Source organism: Acidimicrobium ferrooxidans DSM 10331 (assembly GCF_000023265.1).
In the GTDB taxonomy this organism is placed as follows: Bacteria; Actinomycetota; Acidimicrobiia; order Acidimicrobiales; family Acidimicrobiaceae; genus Acidimicrobium; species Acidimicrobium ferrooxidans.
The window spans coordinates 360,731-382,886 of sequence record NC_013124.1 but is presented as its reverse complement, the minus strand read 5'-3'; the positions used below and the strand labels follow the sequence as shown (position 1 = coordinate 382,886).

Annotated in this window: 22 protein-coding genes; 8 read left to right on the top strand and 14 right to left on the bottom strand. The window is 68.0% G+C overall.

Annotation, left to right across the window (positions count from 1 at the left end):
- The 11 genes from nuoK to AFER_RS01865 form a co-directional block, all read right to left on the bottom strand.
- On the bottom strand, nucleotides 1-303 hold the full coding sequence (gene nuoK, locus AFER_RS01915; RefSeq protein WP_015797842.1) for an NADH-quinone oxidoreductase subunit NuoK: 303 nt from the start codon (nucleotides 301-303) through the stop codon (nucleotides 1-3).
- Nucleotides 300-878, bottom strand: coding sequence for an NADH-quinone oxidoreductase subunit J family protein (locus AFER_RS01910; RefSeq protein ID WP_015797841.1), 579 nt, complete (start codon nucleotides 876-878; stop codon nucleotides 300-302). The genes nuoK and AFER_RS01910 overlap by 4 nt, the downstream gene beginning before the upstream one ends.
- Nucleotides 875-1,564, bottom strand: coding sequence for an NADH-quinone oxidoreductase subunit NuoI (gene nuoI / locus AFER_RS01905; RefSeq protein WP_015797840.1), 690 nt, complete (start codon nucleotides 1,562-1,564; stop codon nucleotides 875-877). Before nuoI ends, AFER_RS01910 begins: the two co-directional genes overlap by 4 nt.
- Nucleotides 1,545-2,807: an NADH-quinone oxidoreductase subunit NuoH gene (gene nuoH / locus AFER_RS01900; RefSeq protein ID WP_015797839.1), complete on the bottom strand. Its 1,263-nt coding sequence runs from the start codon at nucleotides 2,805-2,807 to the stop codon at nucleotides 1,545-1,547. The genes nuoI and nuoH overlap by 20 nt, the downstream gene beginning before the upstream one ends.
- Nucleotides 2,797-5,298: an NADH-quinone oxidoreductase subunit NuoG gene (gene nuoG / locus AFER_RS01895; protein ID WP_015797838.1), complete on the bottom strand. Its 2,502-nt coding sequence runs from the start codon at nucleotides 5,296-5,298 to the stop codon at nucleotides 2,797-2,799. Before nuoG ends, nuoH begins: the two co-directional genes overlap by 11 nt.
- Entirely contained in the window at nucleotides 5,291-6,589 is a 1,299-nt protein-coding gene (locus tag AFER_RS01890; protein WP_015797837.1) for a complex I 51 kDa subunit family protein, read from the bottom strand. Before AFER_RS01890 ends, nuoG begins: the two co-directional genes overlap by 8 nt.
- On the bottom strand, nucleotides 6,586-7,212 hold the full coding sequence (locus AFER_RS01885; protein WP_015797836.1) for an NADH-quinone oxidoreductase subunit NuoE family protein: 627 nt from the start codon (nucleotides 7,210-7,212) through the stop codon (nucleotides 6,586-6,588). Before AFER_RS01885 ends, AFER_RS01890 begins: the two co-directional genes overlap by 4 nt.
- Complete coding sequence (locus tag AFER_RS01880; protein ID WP_015797835.1) at nucleotides 7,213-8,466, bottom strand: NADH-quinone oxidoreductase subunit D; 1,254 nt, start codon at nucleotides 8,464-8,466, stop codon at nucleotides 7,213-7,215.
- 99 nt (nucleotides 8,467-8,565) lie between these two features.
- Nucleotides 8,566-9,006 carry an NADH-quinone oxidoreductase subunit C gene (locus AFER_RS01875; RefSeq protein WP_015797834.1) on the bottom strand — a complete coding sequence of 147 codons (441 nt, stop codon included), beginning with the start codon at nucleotides 9,004-9,006 and terminating at the stop codon, nucleotides 8,566-8,568.
- On the bottom strand, nucleotides 9,003-9,545 hold the full coding sequence (locus tag AFER_RS01870; RefSeq protein WP_015797833.1) for an NADH-quinone oxidoreductase subunit B: 543 nt from the start codon (nucleotides 9,543-9,545) through the stop codon (nucleotides 9,003-9,005). The genes AFER_RS01875 and AFER_RS01870 overlap by 4 nt, the downstream gene beginning before the upstream one ends.
- A 1-nt stretch (nucleotide 9,546) precedes the next feature.
- The gene (locus AFER_RS01865) at nucleotides 9,547-10,005 is read right to left on the bottom strand and encodes an NADH-quinone oxidoreductase subunit A (RefSeq protein ID WP_015797832.1); all 459 of its coding nucleotides are present in this window, start codon (nucleotides 10,003-10,005) and stop codon (nucleotides 9,547-9,549) included.
- Between the two features lie 155 nt (nucleotides 10,006-10,160).
- On the opposite strand from AFER_RS01865, the gene AFER_RS01860 reads away from it, so the two are divergent.
- The 8 genes from AFER_RS01860 to sodN all read left to right on the top strand — a co-directional run bounded on the left by AFER_RS01860 (nucleotide 10,161) and on the right by sodN (nucleotide 18,785).
- Nucleotides 10,161-11,471, top strand: coding sequence for an NAD(P)/FAD-dependent oxidoreductase (locus AFER_RS01860; RefSeq protein ID WP_015797831.1), 1,311 nt, complete (start codon nucleotides 10,161-10,163; stop codon nucleotides 11,469-11,471).
- A gap of 95 nt (nucleotides 11,472-11,566) precedes the next feature.
- Nucleotides 11,567-12,727 carry a glycosyltransferase family 4 protein gene (locus AFER_RS01855; protein WP_015797830.1) on the top strand — a complete coding sequence of 387 codons (1,161 nt, stop codon included), beginning with the start codon at nucleotides 11,567-11,569 and terminating at the stop codon, nucleotides 12,725-12,727.
- On the top strand, nucleotides 12,724-14,928 hold the full coding sequence (locus tag AFER_RS01850; RefSeq protein ID WP_015797829.1) for an amylo-alpha-1,6-glucosidase: 2,205 nt from the start codon (nucleotides 12,724-12,726) through the stop codon (nucleotides 14,926-14,928). Before AFER_RS01855 ends, AFER_RS01850 begins: the two co-directional genes overlap by 4 nt.
- Before the next feature lie 30 nt (nucleotides 14,929-14,958).
- Nucleotides 14,959-15,495 (top strand): hypothetical protein, encoded by a 537-nt coding sequence (locus tag AFER_RS01845; protein WP_015797828.1) that lies wholly within the window; start codon nucleotides 14,959-14,961, stop codon nucleotides 15,493-15,495.
- Between the two features lie 54 nt (nucleotides 15,496-15,549).
- Nucleotides 15,550-16,767 (top strand): glycosyltransferase, encoded by a 1,218-nt coding sequence (locus AFER_RS01840; protein ID WP_015797827.1) that lies wholly within the window; start codon nucleotides 15,550-15,552, stop codon nucleotides 16,765-16,767.
- 9 nt (nucleotides 16,768-16,776) lie between these two features.
- Complete coding sequence (gene proC / locus AFER_RS01835; RefSeq protein ID WP_015797826.1) at nucleotides 16,777-17,601, top strand: pyrroline-5-carboxylate reductase; 825 nt, start codon at nucleotides 16,777-16,779, stop codon at nucleotides 17,599-17,601.
- A gap of 23 nt (nucleotides 17,602-17,624) precedes the next feature.
- Nucleotides 17,625-17,789 (top strand): hypothetical protein, encoded by a 165-nt coding sequence (locus tag AFER_RS12215; RefSeq protein WP_015797825.1) that lies wholly within the window; start codon nucleotides 17,625-17,627, stop codon nucleotides 17,787-17,789.
- 579 nt (nucleotides 17,790-18,368) lie between these two features.
- Nucleotides 18,369-18,785 (top strand): superoxide dismutase, Ni, encoded by a 417-nt coding sequence (sodN, locus tag AFER_RS01830; RefSeq protein ID WP_015797824.1) that lies wholly within the window; start codon nucleotides 18,369-18,371, stop codon nucleotides 18,783-18,785.
- Between the two features lie 127 nt (nucleotides 18,786-18,912).
- On the opposite strand, the gene AFER_RS01825 is transcribed toward sodN, so the two are convergent.
- The 3 genes from AFER_RS01825 to AFER_RS01815 form a co-directional block, all read right to left on the bottom strand.
- Nucleotides 18,913-19,881 (bottom strand): electron transfer flavoprotein subunit alpha/FixB family protein, encoded by a 969-nt coding sequence (locus AFER_RS01825; protein WP_015797823.1) that lies wholly within the window; start codon nucleotides 19,879-19,881, stop codon nucleotides 18,913-18,915.
- Between the two features lie 10 nt (nucleotides 19,882-19,891).
- Nucleotides 19,892-20,647 (bottom strand): electron transfer flavoprotein subunit beta/FixA family protein, encoded by a 756-nt coding sequence (locus tag AFER_RS01820; protein WP_015797822.1) that lies wholly within the window; start codon nucleotides 20,645-20,647, stop codon nucleotides 19,892-19,894.
- 78 nt (nucleotides 20,648-20,725) lie between these two features.
- Nucleotides 20,726-22,153 carry a sensor histidine kinase gene (locus AFER_RS01815; RefSeq protein WP_015797821.1) on the bottom strand — a complete coding sequence of 476 codons (1,428 nt, stop codon included), beginning with the start codon at nucleotides 22,151-22,153 and terminating at the stop codon, nucleotides 20,726-20,728.
- Nucleotides 22,154-22,156: the final 3 nt, after the last annotated feature.

The following is a 22,156-nucleotide window of genomic DNA, read 5'->3' as shown; positions in this document are numbered from 1 at the left end:
CTAACCCTTCAACCGCGCGATGTCGTCGATGGTGACCGAGGCACGTCGCCGGAACAATGCCACGATGATGCCGAGGCCGACGACCACCTCGGCTGCGGCGACGACCAGGACGAAGAACACCGCGACTTCGCCGCCGACGTCGTTGAGTGCCCTGGCATACGACACGAACGTGAGGTTGACGGCGTTCAACATGAGCTCGATCGACATGAACATCACGAGGACGTTGCGTCGAATCAAGACGCCGAAGGCCCCGAGCCCGAACAGGAGCGCCCCGACGATGAGGTACCAGCTCACCGGAATCACGGGTGCACCTCCTCGCTTCGGCTCACCGTCGTCGCGTCCGATCGCTGGCGGAGCCTTCGCGCCAGCACCACGGCGCCGATCACCGCGATCACGAGCAGCACGCTCGTGAGTTCAAAGGGCAGCACGTAGGTCGTAAAGACACTCCGAGCGAGGACACCGAGGTTCGATCCCGCCGAGAGCTTGCCCGCCAGGCTGGAGGCGCCGGTGACCTCATGGCCGATGGCGAGCAGACCCAGCTCGACGAGGACGGCTGCGACGCCGATGCCGGCTGCCCAGACCCGCCAACCGCTGCCGACGATGCTGCTCACCTCGACACGGTCGACACCGAGCAGCATGATGACGAAGAGAAACAGCACGACGACCGCGCCGGCATAGACGACCACCTGCACGGCCGCGAGGAACTGCGCTCCCTCCTGAATGAACAGGATTGCAACGCCGAAGAGCGTCAACACGAGGAACAAGGCCGCGTGCACGGGCTGGCGTGCGCTCACCAGCCCAACGCCACCGATGGCCACCACGGCCACCGCGACCACGAACACAACGAGGTTCACCACCCCGACGACACCGAGGATCACCAAGCCCTCCCCCCGTGTTGACGGAAGATCCGCGACGCCAGAATCGCTCGCAACGAGAACACGGGCGTCGCCTCGTCTTCCGGAAGGTCGGACTGGCCACGCTCCGGCGGTCGCGTCCCGACACCGAGTTCTGGCGACCAACCGACGACGCCCTCGAAGGCCGGATCGCCTCCCGGAGCCGTCGCCCGAACCCAGGCCGAAGTCCAGCGTTCATCCTCGTCGCGCCAGTCCTCCCATGGCTGGCGCCTTGGATGACCCTCGTCGTCGACGACGAGCTCCGCCTTGGTGTAGATCGCGTCCTCACGGTTGGTGAAGGCGAACTCGAACATCTTCGACTCTGTGATCGCCTCGGTCGGACAGGCCTCGACGCACAGGTCGCAGTGGATGCAGCGCAGGTAGTTGATCTCGTAGACGAAGCCGAAGCGCTCCCCTGGCGAGGTCGGCCTCTCCGGGTCGTTGTTGGCGCCGCGCACGTAGATGCAGCGCGCCGGGCAGGCGCCCGCACAGAGCTCGCACCCGATGCACTTCTCCATCCCGTCCGGATACCGGTTCAACACGTGCCGTCCGTGGAACCGCGGCGGCTTCGGGCGCTTCTCCTCTGGGTACTGCAAGGTGACCCGCGGCTCGAACACTTGTCGGAGGGTGAGGCGGAAGCCCCCGAGTGCGTCAAGCACGCCCATCGTCATCCCCTTCCTCCGCTGTGGTCGACCCTTCCTCGACCATGGCCGGGATCGGGCTCGGCCCCAGCATCGATGCGTCCATGAGATCGGGAAGCACGGGCGCGCTCTGGCCACGGCGGCGTCGGCCGACATCGATCGCGCGGAGCAAGACTCCCGCAGCGATCAGCCCGAGCACGAGCAGCACGAAACCGAGCACCCGCGAGGCCCGCATACCCGCCACGACGAGCAGCCACAGCAGTGAGACGGGGATCAGGACCTTCCACCCAAGATCCATCAGCTGGTCGTAGCGGAGGCGCGGGAGCGCGGCACGGAACCACACGTAGATCACGAAGAAGATCGACGTTTTGACGAGGAACCACACGATCGGCCAGAGCCAGTGCAACACGTGCGGATCGGGGCCGTCTGGGCCTCCGAAGAACAGGGTCACCATGATGGCACTCATGGTGATGGTGTTCAAGTACTCGGCCAAGTAGAAGAGCGCGAAGCGGATGGAGGAGTACTCGGTGTGGAATCCACCCACGAGCTCCTGTTCGGCCTCGACGAGGTCGAACGGTGGCCGGTTCACCTCCGCAGTGATCGCCACGATGAAGATGACGAACGGGATCACCCCGAGCCGTATCAGATTCCAGTGCGGGATGAAGCCGAGGTAGGTGCCGAGCTGGCCCGTCACCATGTCGCGCGTGGAGAGCGAGCCCGTCACGAGGACCACCGCGGCGATGGAGAGCCCCATCGCCGCCTCGTACGAGATCATCTGCGCCGAGGCACGCACCGAACCGATCAGGGGATACTTCGAGCCGGACGACCAACCCGCGAGCATCACGCCGTAGACCGAGATCGACGACATCGCGAGAAGGAGCAAGATCCCGATCGGCGGATCGGCGACCTGGAGTTCGGTCCGGTGACCGAACAGATCGACCACGCCACCGATCGGCACGATCGTGAACGTCAAGAAGGCCGGCACCAACGACAGGTACGGCGCAAGCTTGAAGATGAAACGATCCGACCGCTCGGGGATCAGATCCTCCTTGAAGAAGAGCTTGATGCCATCGGCGAGACTCTGCAGCAGGCCGAACGGTCCCGCACGATTCGGACCTATCCGGTTCTGCATGTCGGAGATCACCTTGCGCTCGACCCAGATCGCGAGCAAGACCGACACCATCATGGCCGCGAAGGCCACGACGACCTTGATGACGACGATGAGGACGTCGATCCACCCGATGTGGCCGACGAGGAGCGGGTCAGCTCCCATGCAGCGCCTCCACCTCTACGAGACTCCAACCGGGGCCAGCGAGCTCACCCCAACCGCTCGGCATGCCCTCGATCACGACCACCCCTTCGGCGACGTCGTCGTCGAGTGCGACCGGTAGGCTCACGCGGCCGCCGATCTGCACCGTCGCACCGTCGAGCTCGAGCCCGAGACGCGACGCATCCGATGGCGCCAGCCGCGCGCGCGCCTGGCGCCGGAGCGGAGCGAGGAACGGGTTTGCGACGACGTCGGGGGTGTCCCCATAGAGCGCACTCGCGATCCAAGGCACGAACCCCGAGCCTGTCGCGCCAACCAGGTCGTTCGAAAGGGCGGCAGCGGTGGCGAGCGACGCGCGCCGCACCCCGGCTGAGGGTGCCGGGAGCGCCGGGTCGAGGGCGTTGCCCAACCGGACGTCTGGGGCCTGACGACGCACCGAGGCGATGCCGGGCGTCCCCATGGGGTCGAGCAGCCGCGGCGGCGATCCGTCGCCACGCTCTGCCGACGGCAACAGCGGACCGTCGGCGCGCTGGCCGAGCAGATGCACGTCGTGAGTCGTCACCACGCCACCGACATGGCACAGCGCCGACAACACCTCACCGACGGCAACGGCGACCGGACCCACCTCGAGCCGTGCGCGCAGCTCCTCCGCCACCGACCAGGCGGGCCACGCCTGTTCCATCGGCTCCACTTGAGCCGCGAGGCGACCAAGGCGCAGCTCGGCCGAGATGGTCACGCCTCGCTCCTCGCCCCAGGCGGCGATCGGGAGGGCGACCGCAGCGCGCCTCGTCGTCGCCGTCTCGAAGCTCGAGGCCACGACGAGGGTCACGCTGCGAGCGAGCGTCTCGATCTCTGCGTCCGAGAGGCCGAGTTCGCCGAGGTCTCGGTCGAGCACGATGAGCACGCCCAGAGCGCCGACACGCGCCGCCTGGAGGATATCGGTGACGTCGTGGCCCGCGCTCTCAGCCCACCCAGCGACCGGCCCGGCCACGAGACCAGGCCACCAGCCAGGCGACAGCCCCGCCACGAGTGCCCCGGCCGCGTTGCCGGACCGATGGACCGGCAGCACCGTCGACGCGGGGAGCCGGCCTAGGAGTGCGGCATACAGCCCCACGCGCGTCCGCGAGTCGAGCAGCGGATTGGACTGCCCGACGATGACCAGCGCACGGCGATCGCCGACGACCTGTGCAACCTCCCGGATGGCCGCCTCGGGATCACGAGGATCCAGGACGATCCGCGCCGTGGCGATCTCGCCCTGACTCGTCGGTCCAGGGGCCACGTCGACGACCGCACCACCGGCGAGCGCCCGCTGTCGAAGGCGGAGCCAGGCAACCGGAAGCTCTTCGCGAAGATCGACACCAATGGTCACCACGACCTCGGCGTCGTCGATCGCGTCCACGGTGGCCAGGCGATCCAGCCACAGATTGGGGTCGACCAACGAACCGGCGACCCCGTCCACACGCGGCGTGGCGATCGAACTGCGGGCCAGGCGAGCCCAGGCGAACTGGCCTTCGAGGCTGAGTCGATCGCCACCGATCACGCCGACGGCGGCCGGGCCCTGCCGGCTGACGGCCTCTTGGATCGCGCTTGCGACCGCATCGAGCGCTGCAGCCCAACTCGCGCGATCGGCCCCGATGCGCGGAGCAAGCAGACGCTCCTCGCGATTGTTCACCGCCGCAACCTGGAAGCGACCACGATCACAGAGCCAACCCTGGTTGATCGCCTCCGCGTCCACCCCGAGGACCCGGGTCAACTCGTTCTGTGACGACTGCAGCACGACCTGGCACCCCATCGAGCAGGACGTGCACGTCGAGGCTGCCTCGGCGAGGTCCCACGGACGAGCCTTGAACCGATATGGCGTGGCCGTGAGCGCCCCGACCGGACAGATCTGCACGACGTTGCCGGCAAACACCGACTCGAAGCCCTCGCCCTCGAACGTCGCGACGCGCAATCCGTTGCCCCGTCCGGCGAAATCCAACCTCGCGTCACCGGCCACCTCGTCGGCAAAGCGGGTGCAGCGATCGCACTGGATGCATCGTTCACGGTCGAGGAGGATGAGCGGCGACACCGGTATCGGTTTGGGATAGTGGCGCTTCTCCTCGATGAAACGAGTCTCACCCGAACCATGCGCAAAGGCCTGGTCCTGGAGGGGGCACTCGCCACCTTTGTCGCAGACCGGGCAGTCCAGTGGATGGTTGAGGAGCAGAAACTCGAGGACGCCATGCTGGGCCTTGCGCACCGGCTCGCTCGTGGTGCGCACCTCCATCTGGTCGGCGACGTCGATGAAGCAGCTGGGTTGCAGCGAGAACCCGCGAGGGCCCGACACCTCGACGAGACACATCCGGCACACGCCCACGGGACGCATCCGAGGGTGGTAGCAGAACCGCGGCACGTAGGTACCGACGGCCTCGAGTGCCTCGATGAGCTTGACGCCAGCTGGAACGGTGACGGACTTCCCGTCGAGGGTTATGGTGACGGTGCTGGCCTGCTCAGTCATAGGGGCAGCGCTCCTCCTTGATATGCGTCAAGAAGACGTCGCGGAACCGACGGATCGCCGCGACCACGGACGGAGGGATGGAGGGGCCGAGCACGCAGATGGTCGTCTGGGCCGGCGGCCAGGTAACGCCAGGGGAGATGTTGTCGCACGCATCCAGCAGCAGGTCGAGATCTTCCTCGCGTCCGTAGCCCAGCTCGAGGCGACGCAGCACCTGCTCGATCCAGGTGCCACCCTCGCGACAGGGAGTGCACTGACCGCAGGACTCGCGTGCGAAGAAGCGTGCGATTCGCCACGCCGCCCTCACCGGGCAATCGCCGTCGTCCATGACGATGATCGACCCCGACCCGAGCATCGAGCCGGCCTTGGCCACCTCGTCCTGACCGAGCGGCAGGTCCAGGTGTTCGGGGAAGAGCCATGGCGACGACACCCCACCAGGGATGAAGGCTCGAAGCTCGCGATCCGGCTCGAGACCCTGTCCGTAGGCGTCACCGTAGATGAGTTCTCGAAACGTGACGCTCGTCATCTCGACCTCGAAGGCACCCGGACGGCGCACGCTTCCCGACAACGCAAAGATCCTGGTCCCCGTCGAGCGGCCCGCACCGAGGGCGCGGAAGGCGGCTCCTCCGTGCCGCACGATCCACGGGAGGTTCGACACCGTCTCGACGTTGTTCACGATGGTCGGCGCTCCGTAGAGCCCGATCACCGCCGGGAAGTACGGCGGCTTGATGCGCGGGAATCCTCGCTTGCCCTCGAGCGACTCGAGGAGCGCCGTCTCCTCGCCGCAGATGTAGGCGCCCGCACCAGGCTGGAGCACAATGTCGAGCGAGAACCCCGACCCGAAGATGTTGCGCCCGAGCGCTCCGCGTGCGTAGGCATCGTTGATGGCCTGCTGAACCCGCTCGAGACCGAGTGCGAACTCCCCTCGGAGATAGATGAAGGCGACCGAGGCCCCGATGGCATAGGCGGCGATGGTCGCCCCCTCGACGAGCTGGTGTGGATCACGCTCGACCAGCAGGTGATCCTTGAAGGTTGCCGGCTCGGATTCATCACCGTTGACCACGAGGTAGCGACGCGGGGCCTTTCGCAGCATGGACCACTTGCGGCCCGCTTCGAATCCAGCGCCCCCTCGGCCGAGCAGGTTGGCCTCGAGGACCTCGGCGTGCACCTGCTCCGGAGTCAGCTCGAGCAGCGCCCTGCGCAACCCGGCGTCGCCGTCGGTTGCCAGAAAGCGCTCGAGGGTGTACGAGTCCTCGTAGCCGAGCCTCGCGCCCACGATCGACGGCGCGCTCATGATCCGCTCTCCGCCTGCCGAGCGCGTTCGGCGCGCTCCGCGTCTTGGCGGGCCCGCTCGGCGTCGATCTCATCCAGTGGGATCGGCGGCGGGGCCGCACGGCGCACTCGCGAGAGGACCCCGTGCGGGGGCACCTCCCCATCGAGTTCACCACGGCGCAGCTGCCCGACGAGCTCCTCGAAGCTCGTCGGCGTCACCGGACCGAAGTAGCGGTAGTTCACCTGCACGGCCGGCGCCTTGTCGCAGTGCGCGACGCACTCGACCTCTTCGAGCGTGATCAGCCCGTCGGGTGTTGTGCCGCCCACGCCCACGCCGAGCAGCTCCTCGGCGGCCTCGAGCAGGCGGTCCCCATCGCGCAGCAGACACGCGATGTTGGTGCAGATCCCGACCACGTAACGACCGACCGGCTCGAGGTGCAACATGTCGTAGAACGACGCCGCACCTTGCACTTCGGCCGGGGTCTGCCCGACCAGCTCGGCGATGTGACGAATCGCCTCGGGCGTCAACCAACCGTCCTGCTCTTGCGCCAGATGACACAGCGGCAGCACCGCGGAGCGACGCTCAGGATACAACCCGACGAGTTCCTCGGCACGTGCCGCGAACTCGCCCTCGAACCGTCCCACTTAGCGGTCTACCTCCCCCATGACCGGGTCGACAGAACTCGTGATCGCGATCGCGTCGGCGATCAGTGCGCCACGCAGCATGACCGGAAGACTCTGGAGGTTCGCGAACGACGGCCCTCGGATGTGCATCCGATAGGGACGCGCCGACCCGTCCGAGACGAGATAGCAACCGATCTCTCCACGAGGAGACTCGATCGCCGCGTACGTCTCGCCTGCGGGGACCCGAATGCCCTCCGTGTAGAGCTTGAAGTGGTGGATCAACGCCTCCATCGACTCATCGATACGCGCACGCGGCGGCGGCGTGACCTTCGGATCTTGCGCTCGATACGGTCCCGATGGCATGCGCTCGACGACTTGGCGCACGATCCGGATCGACTGCAAGATCTCGTTGATGCGCACCATGTAGCGATCCCAGGTGTCGCCCACCGTGCCGACGACCACGTCGAAGTCCACCTGGTCGTAGGCGAGATACGGCATCGACCGACGCAGATCCCACGCGACTCCAGTCGAGCGCAGGATCGGACCGGTAGCCGAGAGCGCGATCGCCTCCTCGGGCTTGATGATCCCGACCCCGACCACGCGCTTGCGAAAGATCGGCTGACCGGTCAACAGCTCGTGGTACTCCTCCACGCGCCGCTCGATGGTGTCAACGATCGCCGAGACGTCGTCTTCCCACCCGTCGGGAAGGTCGGCCGCGACCCCACCGGGTCGCATGTAGTTGTTGTTCATCCGCAGGCCGGTCACCTTCTCGAAGAAGGCGAGCACCATCTCGCGGTCACGGAACCCGAAGATCATCATCGACGTCGACCCGAGGTCCATGCCGTTGGTCGCCATCCACATGACGTGCGAGGCGATGCGATTGAGCTCGGACATTAGCATGCGGATCCAGATCGCCCGCTCCGGCAGCTCGAGACCGAGCAGGTCCTCCACCGCGAGGCAGTACACCAGCTCGTTGTTGAGCGGTGACAGATAGTCCATACGGGTCACGTTGGTCGTGCCCTGGAGGTAGGTCAGCGTCTCTGCCGTCTTCTCCATCCCGGTGTGGAGATAGCCGATGACAGGCTTCGAACGCAGCACCGTCTCGCCCTCGATCTCGAGCATGATGCGCAGCACCCCATGGGTCGACGGGTGCTGGGGGCCCATGTTGATGATCATCCGGTCGTCGGCTTCGAAACCCCTCGAGATCGACCTCGCTCTCGGGAACCCGGAGCACCGCGCCCTGCTCTCGCTCGAGCTCCGCGGCCGACGTGGCACCGCGAAGGGTCAGCTCCTGGGAGCCTTCGTACGTCTCCGCGACCAAGCCGAGGGCCTCTGCCTCCTCGTCGGGCCGCACCACGGTGTAGATGGACGACGTCATCGGTGTCGACGCACCTCCTTGAACTGCACCGCCACGCGGCCGACGCCATAGTCCTTGCGCAGGGGATGACCTTCCCAGTCCTCGGGCATCAGGATCCGACTCAGGTCGGGATGCCCGCGAAAGTGGATCCCGAACAAGTCGAAGACCTCGCGCTCGAACGCCTCGACCCCGGGATAGACCGACCACAGCGAGTCGATCACGGGATCGTCGTCGGGAACCTGTGCCCGAAGGCGCACCATGGCAGGTGGGTCCATCCGCCGCAGCACGGCGACGACTTCGAAACGCTCCCGCACGACCTCCTCGGGGAGGTCCTCTCGAACCCCCTCGAGATAGTCGACGCACGTCAGATCGGCGAGCATCACGAACCCGTCCGCACGCAAGCCTTCCGCCGTCTCGAGCCAGTCCTCACGTGCGACGTGCCGGACGACGCCGCTCACGCGAACGCCTCCCCCGTGCCGAAACGGGGCCGGGCGAGCAACTCCGCGACGGGCTCGTCCTGGCCACGCCGCCGCAGGATGGGGGTGTGGCGGATCTTCTCGTGCAGGGTCAAGATCGCACGGATCAGCGTCTCGGGGCCAGGCGGACAACCCGGCGCGTAGACATCCACGGGGACGATCTCATCGACGCCCTGGACGATCGCGTAGTTGTTGAACATCCCACCCGAGGAGGCACACACGCCCATGGAGATCACCCATTTCGGCTCGGGCATCTGGTCATAGACCTGGCGGAGCACTGGGGCCATCTTCTGCGACACCCTCCCCGCGACGATCATGAGGTCTGCCTGGCGCGGCGAGGCACGAAAGACCTCCATTCCGAATCGAGCCAGGTCGAAGTCGGCAGCCCCTGCCGCCATCATCTCGATAGCGCAGCAGGCAAGCCCGAAGGTGGCCGGCCACACGCTCGACTTGCGAGCCCAGTTGACGAGGTCCTCGAGGCGCGCCGTCAGGAAGTTGTAGCTCAGGTCGTCGAGCGCCATCTCACCGACTCCCCGCGCGAGCCGGTGCCTCCAGCGATCGCTGGACTTCTGGCGGATGGGCCCGCACCCGACGCCGAGGCACCCAGTCGAGCGCGCCGTTGGAGACCAGGTAGGCAAAGGCGACGAACACCACGACCGCGAAGCCGGCAACCTCGATCACGCCGAAGGTGCCGAGCGAGCCCGCTGCTGCCGCATACGGATAGAGGAAGACGATCTCGATGTCGAAGATGATGAAGATCATCGCAACCAGGTAGAACCGCACCGGGAAGCGTTCGGGAGGGTCGACACGGGGCACGATCCCGCACTCGTACGGCGCTGCCTTGGCTCGGTGCGGACGCCGTGGTCCAAGCAACCCGGAGGCGAGAAACGATCCTGCTCCAAAGAGCACGCCGATGATCAGCAAGATCCCGATCGGCAGGTACTGGGCCATCGCACCTCGCTCCAACTCGATATCGCTCACGCAGCTGCGCCTCCATGATGGACACGGAGGACGCATGCTGCAAATCCGGCCTCTTCGTGGGCAGTATACGGCCCCGACCCATGCGCACGTGGGGGAGCGTCAGGGTGATCGGCGTCACCCCGGAGAACCCGTTGGGCCGCCACTAGGGTGAGATCGTGGTCCAGGCAGTTGACGAAGAGGTCTCCACCACCGTCGTCGTCGTCGGCGGCGGACCTTCCGGTGCGAGCTGTGCCCATTGGCTCGCGATGCGCGGCATCGACGTCGTCGTCCTCGAGCGCAAGCAGTTCCCCCGCGACAAGGTCTGTGGCGACGGCCTGACCCCTCGCTCGGTCGTGCAGCTCGAAGCGCTGGGCCTCGGAGCGGAGCTCGAAGCCCGCTTCCATCGATACGAGGGGCTCCGAGCCGTCGCGTTCGGCCGAACGCTCGACATCCCGTGGCCGAACCACCCGCTCCTGCCGTCCTACGGCTTCGTCGCGCGTCGGCGCGAGCTCGATGCGCTTGTCGTCGGCGCCGCGGCCGATCGGGGCGCGACCGTGCTCTTCGGCCACGAGGGCATCGAACTCGAACGACGTGGCAACGGCATCAGCGCGGTCCTCGCACGTCGGACGAACGATGGCGCCGTCGTCCGCGTGCGTGCGCGCTGGGTGGTGCTCGCCGAAGGGTCCAATGCGCGCCTCGCTCGGTCGCTCGGCGCGATCCGCGACACCAGCCAGCCCCTCGGGCTCGCGATCCGCACCTATCTCCCCTCGTCGCGATCCGACGAACCGTGGATCGAGTCAGCGCTCGACGTGCGCGACGAGAGCGGTCGCGTGATGCCCGGCTATGGGTGGGTGTTCCCCATGGGAGATGGCAGCGTCAACATCGGCTTCGGACTGCTCACCAACCAAGGTGCGTGGCGCCACGTCAACACCACGACGGAGCTCGCACGCTTCGTCGATCGCGTGCGCGATCGTTGGGGGCTCGACGTCGAGCACCCGCTCCTTGCCAAGCCCGTCGGCGGCAAGCTCCCGATGGGCACCACGATCAAGCCAGTCCAGGGGTCGAACTACCTCCTCGTCGGTGATACTGCCGCGACGATCAACCCCTTCAACGGCGAAGGCATCTCCTACGCTCTCGAGACCGGGCGCCTCGCCGCAACCCTCATCGCCGAGGCTCGCCGCACCGACAGTGACCATCCACTCACGCGCTACCCGGCGCTGCTCGGTGGCCACTACGGCACCTACTACGCCCTCGGCCGACGGTTCGTCCGCCTCATCAGCGACCCTCGCGTCATGGCACCGGGCGTCTGGCTCGCGATGCGCAACCGGGCCACTATGGCCCCGGTCGTCTCGGTCATGGCCAATCTGCTCCCACCCTCGGTCGAGACGAGCCTGCGGCGCGCCGGCGACCTCGGCAGCCGCGTCCGCACCGCCCTCGGCCGCTCGACCAGCACGCCGTCGCTCGTGTCAGCTTCCGCGCGCCAGTAGGCTGGACACCACAGAGTCGGTCACAGCGCTGTGCCGACGTAGTCGTCCGTCGGTCCACGTGCGTGCAGCATGAACCGAGGAGGAACGCGAGTCCCGTGGGGATCACTCCTGAGAGTCACGCCGGGCACCGCGTGACCGTGTCGCCCGACGACGCGAGCGCCCTCGCCGCTCGGCCGGCACCTGACGACGTCCCGAGACGCCTTCGCATCGCGATCGTCGCCCCATGTTGGGTGCCGGTCCCACCACCGCGCTACGGCGGCACCGAGGCGGTGCTCGACGTGCTCGCGCGCGGCCTCCACGCAGCGGGACACGACGTCGTGCTTGCGACGACCGGGGATGCCACCTGCCCCGTGCCGACGGTACGCGCCACGCCATGGGCGCTCGGGACCGACCAGGCAACGCCGATCAACGAGTCGGTCCACGTCCTCGAGGCCTACTCCCAGCTGGGCGAGGTCGACATCATCCACGACCACACGCTCGTCGGTCCCCTCGTCGGGCCGCGCCTTGCGAGCGCTCCCATCGTCACCACCAACCACGCACCGTTCCTCGGTGCCATGGCGACCTACTACCGGCACGTGAGCGCCACCGTCCCCGTCATCGCCATTTCCCATGCACAGGCCCAACTCGCCCTCGGCGTGCGGATCGCCGCCGTCATCCACCACGGCATCGAGATCGATGCGGTACCGATGGGACGCGGTGACGGTGGCTACGCCCTGTTCCTCGGTCGCATGAGTCCCGACAAGGGCGTCGTCGCAGCAGTCGAGATCGCACGACGTGCCGGGATCCCCCTGCGCATCGCAGCCAAGATGCGCGAACCCGATGAGCATGCCTACTTCGAGACCGCCGTTCGACCGCTCCTCGGTGCTGACGTCGAATACGTCGGCGAGGTCGGCGGCAGCGACAAGCTGGCGTTGCTGGGCGGAGCGATCGCGCTGGTCAATCCGATCGCCTGGCCCGAGCCGTTCGGCATGGTCATGATCGAGGCGATGGCTGCGGGAACGCCGGTCGTCGCAACGGCCATCGGGTCGGCTCCGGAAGTCGTCGCGGACGGCGTCGCCGGCTTTCTGGCGACGGGCGTCGAGGACCTTGCGGACCGGCTCCAGCGCGCCGCCACCTTGGATCGCAGGGCCGTTCGACGCTGGGTCGCCGAACACTTCTCGGCCGAGGCAATGGTGCAGGCCCACCTCCGGCTCTATCGATCGATCATCGCCGAGCGCCCGATCGCACCTGTGCGCGTCACGGGAGCCGGCGCGTGAGAGAGCTCCTTCCCACCGTCGACTGGCTCGGCTCGGAAACCATCACGCTCGCCGACGACGACGAGATCCTGGTCACCGCACGCAATGGATCCATCGATCGTGAACGCGAGCGCGGCTACTTCGTCAAGGACACCCGCCTGCTCTCCGGTTGGAGTCTGACGCTCGGCACCGCACCGCTCATCCTCGTCGAGGGCGCAGCGCTCGGACCTCGCGCAGCTCGCCTCGAGTTCACGAACCCAACCCTCACCCTGGTGAACCACCGGCTCGACGAAGGAGATCTCCGCATTCGCCTCGACCGTGTCATCGGTCCGGGCATCCACGACGACCTGCTCATCGAGAACTTTTCGCTCTCGCCGATCAGCGTCGACCTCGAGCTCGGCATCGAGAGCGACTTCGCGGACATCTTCGACGTGCGCAGCGGTCGGCGTGCGCGCCGTGGCTCCGTCCAGACCACGTGGGATCCTGGGACCCGCCGCCTCGAGACGACCTATCGCAACGGCGCGTTCGCACGTGCGCTCGTCGTCGAGGTCGCCGAGGCTCCCGCACAGCCCGAGTACGCGAACGGTCGGCTGATCGTACGCATCGCCCTCGAGCCGCGAGCCGAGACGTCCATCTGCCTGCGCCTGCACGCGCGCCTCACGACGCTGAGGAGCCCGACCTACGCGTGCGAGCAGCTGGTCGCGCCGCTCGAGAAGCTCCACCAGGACCGTCGGCTCCTCACCACCGTCACGACCTCCAACACCAGGCTCGAGCGGATCATGCGCCGCTCGGTCGACGACCTGCTCGCGCTCCGCATGAGTGCCGAGGGCGCTGGCCTCGGCGCGCACCCGGACATCTTGCCCTGGATCCCTGCGGCCGGGGTGCCATGGTTCGTCGCGCTGTTCGGACGCGACTCGATCTGGACGGGACTCGAGACCGTCATGCTCGGGACGCAGTTCCTCCAGGCAGCGCTCTTTGCCCTCGCCAGCGTTCAGGCGACCACGGACGACCCGACACGCGACGCCGAACCAGGCAAGATCCCGCACGAGCTGCGCCAAGGCGAACTCGCCGAACTCCAGCTCATCCCGCACACTCCGTACTACGGGACGCACGACGCCACCTCGCTGTTCGTCATCGCGGCCGGCGAGCTCTGGCGCTGGACGGGCGATCGAGCGCTCCTCGCGCGGCTCGGCCCGAGCGTCGAGGCTGCGATCGCGTGGATCGACCGCTATGGCGATCGCGATGGCGATGGCCTGCAGGAGTATGCGCCCCGCTCGGCGACTGGGTATCGGCACCAGGGATGGCGAGACGCCGAAGACGGCATCCTCCAGGGGGACGGCAGCGTCGTCGATGGACCGATCGCCCTGGTCGAGCTGCAGGGTTACGTCGTTGCCGCCAAGCGAGCCTGGGCCAACGTACTCGAGGAGGCATTCGGCGACCTCGAGCGCGCCGCGACGTTGCGCGAGGAGGCGAGTCGACTGGTCGAGGCCATCGAGGAACGCTTCTGGTGGCCCGAGGAGTCGACCTACTATCTCGGACTCGACGGCGCCAAGCGACCCATCGACTCGGTGGCGTCGAACCCCTCGCACCTCCTCTGGGCGCAGGTGCCGAGCCCGGAGCGGGCTCGCGCCGTGGCGGATCGCCTCCTCGCACCCGACCTCTTCTCGGGCTGGGGGCTGAGGACGCTCTCCTCAAACCATCCTGCCTACAACCCCCTGAGCTACCAGCGCGGCTCGGTGTGGCCCCACGACAACGCCATCGCCATCGCAGGACTCGCGGCCTACGGGCTCGCCGACCATGCCCACGCGCTCGCGACGGCACTGCTCGATGCCGGCACCCTCTTTGCGGGCGGTCGCCTCCCCGAGCTGTTCACCGGCGTCGACCGCGACGCTGGCGCCTACCCTCGTCCCTATCGACTCGCCAACGCCCCCCAGGCATGGGCCGCCGGAGCTTTCGCGCTGATCGTTGCTGCGCTGCTCGGGCTCGCACCGAACGCGGCGGCAGGCACCCTCACCGTTCGCCCAGCGCTGCCCGCCTGGCTGGACAGGATCACGCTCACCAATCTTCAGATCGGCGACCACACGACGACCGTGACGGTGGAGCGTCGCAGGGGCGAGACCACGATCGAGGCGACGGGCTCTTCCGGTCTCGTGGTCGAGTTCGCGAGCGAGCCACATGCACCTCCCCGCACAACCCGCGCCGCGCCGGCGGGCCCGAGCTAGGCTGACGCTGCCCATCGAAGGGGGGTGGCAGTGACCGAGCTTGAACGCGCGGTCGAGGAGGTCATCGAGGCGTCCGCACACCTTGACGGACGCGATCGAGCGTCCCTCGTCGCGCTCCGTGGTCGTGGTTTGCGTCTCGAGAACGTCGTCTCGTTCGCGCGACGCGAGCTTCAGACGCGACTCGATGCGCTTGCGCTCGGCCCAGCCCGCGGAGAGGAGTTCGCCCGTCAGCTCGCGCTCTCCAACCTGCCCTCGCCGCCACTCGCCCGTCGTCACGTCGAGCTCTCGCTGTCAGAAGAGGACATCGCGCTCGCCGAGGAGGCCATCAACGACCTCGCCGGCCCACGCGTCGCGACCGAAGTGAGTGCCACCGAGCGCCCTGCCTGGGAAGCTCGTCAGCGCCAGGCAGAGCAGACCCTCTCCGAGCTTCGCCGGCGCCTCCACAGCGCCCTCGATGCGGTGAGCGCCGCACTCATCGACCGAATCGTCGCCGACGGCGAACCGATCGCAGTTGGCAGCATCGAAGGGGTCGAGCTTCCGCCGCCGCCAGGCAGCGAGGAGGAATAGGACGCCGCATCGGCGGGTTGGCTCGGTACGCTGGCCGCAGGAGGGAGCCATCTGGTGCACATCGCCATGATCGCCTATCACGCCTCCCCGTTTGCCACACCGGGAGCGGGAGCGAACGGCGGCATGAGCGTGTACGTTCGCAACCTCGCGACCCAGCTCGCTCGCTCCGGCCACGAGGTGGACATCTTCACCGGCGCACACGACGTGCCCGGTCGGCATCGCATCGAACCAGGGCTCTGGCTGCATGCACTCAGCGACGATGACCGCGAGCGCGACCTCACCCGCCGTGTCGACCACTTCGCCGAACGTGTGCTCGAGGCGCTCGACCGCAGTACGAGCATCGACGCGGTGCACGCGAACTATTGGCTCTCAGCCGTCGTGGCCCACAGCGCCAAGCACGAGCTCGGGCTCCCGCTTGCCGTCACGTTCCACACCCTCGAGCGTGCCAAGCTCCGTCTCGGCCAACCTCCGAGTCACCTCACCGAGGCCCGCGTCTATCAAGAGCAACGCGTGCTCGGCTGCGCCGATCTCATCGTGAGTTCGAGCCGGGCCGAGGCGACGTGGCTGCGAACGCTCTATGGTCCGCCTCGCGGCCAGCTCGTCGTCGTGGAACCGGGGATCGATCCTGCCGTCTTCTCCCCGACCCTCTCACGAGGGCCTGCGAGGCGTGCCATCGGGGTCCCCCCCGATGCATCGGTCATCTTGTGGGTCGGGCGCATCCAGTCGCTCAAGGGCACAGCCCTTGCGGTCGCGTCGTGGCTCGAACTCGACGACCCGCGGAGCCACCTCGTCGTCGTTGGCGGCCCATCCGGGGACGACGGAGACCGCGAGTTCGCGGAGGTTCGTAGGCTCGCCGAGGACGCGGGTGCGTCTGACCGGCTTCACCTCGTCGGACCACGCCCCCAGATCGAGCTGGGCACCTACTACCGCGCCGCCAACCTCACGCTCGTCCCTTCCGAGAGCGAGACGTTCGGGCTCGTCGCGCTCGAGTCGCTTGCGTGCGCGACGCCGGTCGTCGCGACGCGGACCGGCGGACTTGCCGAGATCGTCGATGACGGTCGTACCGGAGCCTTGGTCGACGAACGTACGCCTCGCGCCTTCGCCGATCGCATGGCCCTCGTGCTCCGTGACCCGGTCGTGGCGAGGCGCATGGGCGAGCGTGGCGCGCGACGCGCGCGCGGACGCACCTGGGCCCACACCGCGAACGACTTCCTCACCTCGCTCGCCGATCTGTCGGCCACACCTCTCGACGCCTGCGCGAGCTGCGCCTAAGCTCCAGCCGTGCTCGATATCCTCGTCGTTGGCGCTGGAGCGATGGGTTCGTCCATCGTCCAGGGCTTGCTCGCCTCCTTCGATGACGGCACCGAGGCCACGATGCGTGGCGAGCCCCCACGCATCGGCGTCGCCGACGTCGACCGCGACCGCATCGCCGCCCTCACAAGCTCCGACGGGCGCATCGAGGCCGCATCTGCCTCGGCGGAGGCAACGACCACGATCCTCGCCGTCAAGCCCGGGGCCATCGCGGGCGTCGCCGAGAGCCTCGCTCCCGGATCGAGGGTCATCTCCATCGCAGCCGGCGTGCCGACCGCTCGCCTACGCGAGCTCCTCCCTCGTGCCGCAGCTGTCGTGAGAGTGATGCCCAACCTACCGCTCGCGGTGCGCCGCGGCGTGACACTCGTCGCCACGTCGCCACAGGCGGACGCCGCCCTCGCGGAGGAAGCGGTCGCGCTGTTCAGCAGACTCGGAGCGGCCTATCGCCTCGACGAGTCCCTCCTCGATGCGGGCACGGCGCTGTCGGGCTCCGGACCGGCGTTCGTCCTGCTCGTCGTCGAGGCTCTCCAGGAGGCGGCGATCGCCCTCGGCATCCCCGCGCAGCTCGCGCTCGACCTCGCCCTCAAGACCGTCGCCGGCACGATCGCGCTCGCGGAGGCGCGCGGCACGGAGCCTCGGTCGTTGCGTCTCGCGGTCACCTCTCCTGGAGGCACGACAGCCCAGGGCATCCGTGCACTCGAGGACGCGAAGGTACGGAGCGCCATCGCCGAAGCACTGTCGCGCACCGCAGCTCGCGCTCGAGAACTCGGCTCGTTGCCGACGTCGAACGGCTAGCGTCGCTGCCGAAGGGAGGCGCCGTGGAGATCGTCGTGATCGTGCTGGCGGTGATCCTGGTTGCCCACGTGGTCCTCCATCCTCTTCGAACGCTCGGCTGCATCGTCGAGGTGGTCGTGGCCCTCGTCCTGGCCGGCGCCATCGTCGGCATCCTCGTCGACCTCGCGGCGACAGGTCACCACCTCTAGCGCTCGTGTACCTCTCTTCAAGTGGTGAAGGAGCTATCGAACGCCGCCGCTGGCGCGACTCTGGCCTCGGACGACCCAGTACGTCCAACCGCAGGCGCAGGTCTCCTCACCGACAGTCGAGCGTGCGGTGATTGCCAGTACTCCGCATTGAAGTCGCTGGTCGCGCAGTCGGCTGCTCGGCGAGCAGCGTATCGCGCTCGACCTCGACCGGGCGACGGTGCCACGGCCGGAGCATGAGCCTCGTCGTGGTGCATCAGTCAGAGAGCAGCATTCCCTTGACCCGCGATCCCGACTGGCCCACCCGCGAGCAGGAGCTTGGGAGCGCGGTGCTCGGCCTCACTCCCTGTGCGATGCCCTTGGGTCGCCGATGGGCGGACGACGCGTCAACACGCACGCCCCGCCCGCCTCGGCTCGATGAGGACCCAACATCGTGCACGCCCGAGGCCTCGACGGACACACGAGCATGGCTCTCGCTAAGCTGAGCGTGGCACGCGTTCTCGTCCCATCATGGGCTCGGCGGCCATGGACTGCACTACGGCGTGTGCCTTGGCACCGTCGCCAACAGGAGAAAGGAAGGCCATGCTGCTTGCACGCATGTTCAACGCCCTCGATCGCCTCCGCGCACCGCGCCCGGTCTCGGCACACTGTGACCTGCCGTGTGGTGTGTACGATCCCGCGCAGGCCCGCGTTGAAGCCGAATCGATCAAGGCCATCATGGAGAAGTTCAACGCCTCCGACGACCCCTATTTCCGCGATCGCGCGACGCTCATCAAGGAGCAGCGCGCCGAGGAGTGCAACCATCACCTCGATGTGCTCTGGTATCAGTACTTCCAGCCAGCGCACCTCGAGAAGTACCCGCAGCTCCACGAGCTCTTCTGGTCGACGAAGAAGCTGACCAGCCAGGCCAAGCGTGCCAACGACGTGGCGATCGCCGACCAGCTGCTGGCGAAGATCAACGAGATCGCCGACATCTTCTGGGAGACCAAGAAGGCGTAGTCCTCCACTGTCCGCTGCGAAAGCCGCCACCTCCTGGTGGCGGCTTTCATCGTGCGTGGTCGCACAGAGCACAGGCACGGCCCGGTGCGGCTACTGGCGCGCCTCGCACCTGGCCGGCGATGACCGGTCAGGAGGCGGCTTGTCGGGCGCGAACAGCCTCGATGACTCGCGGCAGCAGTGAGCTGGCATCCGCGACGATCCCAAGATCGGCGACCTGGAAGATCGGCGCATCCTTGTCCTTGTTGATGGCCACGATGTGCTTGGCACCCTTCATGCCCACGAGGTGCTGCGTCGCCCCCGAGATGCCGACGGCGATGTAGAGGTCCGGCTTGACCGTCGTACCGGTCTGGCCGACCTGGTAGGCGTAGGGCACCCATCCCGCATCCACGATGGCCCGCGATGCACCCGGTGCACCGCCGAGCAGTGCGGCGAGCTCCTCGATCATCTGGTAGGCCTCAGGCTTGCCAAGCCCGCGCCCGCCGGAGACCACGATGGCCGCCTCGTCGAGACTCGGCCCCTCGCGCTCCTCGCGCTGGCGATCGACCACCGTGACGACGACCCCAGGCACATCGAGTGCCGGCTCGACAACCCGCACGGAGGGAGCCGTCGGCGCAGCCGCGGCCACGGCGGCGACGCTCTTGGGTCGCACGCCCACCAGCACGTGTCCGCGCAGCTCCGCTGCGGCGGTCGCCACCATGGTGCCGCCGAAGATCTGGTGCTCCGTGAGGACCTGGTCTCCCTCGCGCCGCACGGCGACGGCGTTGGTCAGGACCGGAGCGCCGAGCAGGGCCGATGCACGCCCGAGTGCGTCGCGCCCGGTGTAGGTCTGCGCGCCGATGACGACCGAGGGCTCCTCCCCCACCAGCCGTGCAACGCTTGCCCCAAGCACCGGCCCAGGGAGCACGCTGTCGAGGGGCCCGAGATCGATGATCTCCGAGACGCCGTAGGCAGCCAGCGACGACGCCGCTCCGGCACCGTCACCCGCGACCACCACGCGCACCTCATCGGCGACGTCGCGCGCGACGGTCACCAGCTCAGCCGTCACCGGCGCCAGCGCACCATCACGCTGCTCTGCGATCACCCAAGCAGTTGCCACGTCGCCTCCTTCACAAGACCTTGATCGACTCGAGGAACGCGACGACAGCCGCTTCGGCGGATCCGTCGTCCTCGATGACGGTTCCCGCTTCACGCTGGGCCGCCTCCTGGACCGCGACGACGCGCTGCGTCGCGCGCGCCTCGAGCCCGAGATCGGCGAGCGAAAGCTGCTCGACCGGCTTCGACTTCGCGCTCATGATGCCCTTGAACGAGGGGTAGCGTGGCTCGACGACACCTGCGGTCACGCTCACCACGCACGGAAGCTCCGACTCGACGACCCACACGCCGTCTTCGGCCTGACGGTTGGCCCGAACGTGCGTTCCCTCGAGCGTGACGCCCTTGGCGAAGGTCACGGCGGGCCATCCCAGAAGACCCGCGATCTGGGCGGCCACGGTGCCCGTGTAGCCGTCCGTGGACTCCGTCGCTGTGAGCACCATGTCGGCCCCGACCCGTCGAGCCACCGAGGCGAGCACCGTCGCCGTGGTGAGGGCATCTGCCCCACGGAGCGCATCGTCAGAGACGACGACCGCGCTGGCCGCGCCCATCGCGAGCGCCTGGCGGACCCCAGCGGTCTCGTGGTCGGGCACCATCGACACGACCACCACCTCGCCACCGCTCGCCTCGGCGAGCTGGAGTCCGAGCTCGACGCCGTAGGAGTCCGCGTCGTCGAGAAGCACCTTGCCGGAGCGATCGAGCCGCAGGTCGTCGCCGAGACGCTGAGGACCTTGAGGGTCGGGGATCTGCTTCGTGCACACCGCGATCTTCACGCGAGACGCCTCCTCCGCATGCCGCCACCGTCAGCGGGCTTCGGGCCCAGCGTACCAGAGCCCTCGGGGCCGTCCACGTCAGCGCTCGTGACGCTCGACGGGGACTCGAAGCCGCGTGAGCGCGCCGCCGCCGGGCGTTCGCGCAAGCTGAATAGTGCCGCCGAGCTGCGAGGCCACGAGATCTCGAACGATCGCAAGCCCCAGGGAGCGAGCGCTCCGCGCATCCAGGTCGCTCGGGTACCCGACGCCGTCGTCCGCCACGACCACCCAGAGCTCGGGACCGTGTCGCTCGAGAGCCACCTCGACGCGCAGGTGCGTTCTCTCAGTGCCGTAGCCGTGCTCGAGGGAGTTCTGGATCAGCTCTGCGAGGGCGATGGCAAGCGGCGTCACGCAGGTCGCCTCGACCTTGCCCGCCGAGCCCTCGATCGCCAGCTCGAGCGTGCGTCCTGGCAGCTTGGACTCCTCGGCCAAGCGACCGATGGCCGCCAGCACCTCATCCACCTCCACCTGTTCCGACACGTCCCGCGAGAGGAACTCGTGGACGAGTGCGATCGAGCGGATGCGTCGCTCCGCCTCGGCGAGCGCCGCGACCGCCTCCTGGTCGGCGAGGCGCCTCGCCTGGAGCCGCAGCAGCGACGAGATGGTCTGGAGGTTGTTCTTGACCCGGTGGTGCACCTCGCGGATCGTGGCGTCCTTCGAGGCGATGACCCGCTCGCGCTGGCGAATGTCGGTGACGTCGCGCACGAGCACGAGGTGCCCGGTGAGCTCGCCCGCGTCGTAAAGCGGCAGGCAGTAGAAGGTCACCGTGGCACCGCCCGCATGCTCCACCTCCTCGAGCACGGGCGCGCCGAGCGCCGCAGCCCGGGCCGGTGCGAGCACGTCGATGCCGACGTCGGCGAGCGCCGCCCCCGAGGTCACCTCCGTGGCGCCGAGGCGATGGAGCGCACTCGTCGCGTTCGGCGACAAGAACGTGATGCGGCCAGCGCGATCGAGCACGAGCACACCGTCGCCGACGCGCGGCGCCTCTTCGACGTCGCTCTGGGGATACGGAAAACGGCCCTGGACCATCATCCGGCTGAAGCGCTCGTAGAGCGCCTTGTAGGTTGCCTCGAGTTCGCCGGTGGTGCGATAGTGCTCGACGAGGCGCTCTCGCACCAGCACCCCGTAGGGCAGATGCCCCTCGATGGCGAGCGGCAACGCGGCGGAGCGGATGAGGCGAGTCCCGTCGGAGCGATCCACGGTCGCCATGACCCTCGCCTCCATCGCCTCGGCGAGGTGTCGCGCCTCGTCGGGACCGAGGCGAGTCTCGATCAGGTCGCCCGGGTGAATGGTCTGGGTGGTCGCCGGACGGACCTGGGCCACGACGACGAAGTCGTCCCCGTCGGGCAGGGCGATGAACAGGTCCGAGAACGCGAGGTCGGCCAGGAATCCCCAGAACCGCAAGATCTCACGCAGCGCCGTCCGCTCGGCCTGGTCGAGCCGACCCACGGCGGTGAGTTCGGTCATCGA

What these genes read in the sequence shown, in the direction of transcription:
- nuoI (WP_015797840.1), bottom strand. Translation starts at nt 1,564, where the DNA reads ATGACGATGGGCGTGCTTGACGCACTCGGGGGCTTCCGCCTCACCCTC.
- nuoH (WP_015797839.1), bottom strand. Translation starts at nt 2,807, where the DNA reads ATGGGAGCTGACCCGCTCCTCGTCGGCCACATCGGGTGGATCGACGTC.
- nuoG (WP_015797838.1), bottom strand. Translation starts at nt 5,298, where the DNA reads ATGACTGAGCAGGCCAGCACCGTCACCATAACCCTCGACGGGAAGTCC.
- AFER_RS01890 (WP_015797837.1), bottom strand. Translation starts at nt 6,589, where the DNA reads ATGAGCGCGCCGTCGATCGTGGGCGCGAGGCTCGGCTACGAGGACTCG.
- AFER_RS01870 (WP_015797833.1), bottom strand. Translation starts at nt 9,545, where the DNA reads ATGGCGCTCGACGACCTGAGCTACAACTTCCTGACGGCGCGCCTCGAG.
- sodN (WP_015797824.1), top strand. Translation starts at nt 18,369, where the DNA reads ATGCTGCTTGCACGCATGTTCAACGCCCTCGATCGCCTCCGCGCACCG.
- AFER_RS01815 (WP_015797821.1), bottom strand. Translation starts at nt 22,153, where the DNA reads ATGACCGAACTCACCGCCGTGGGTCGGCTCGACCAGGCCGAGCGGACG.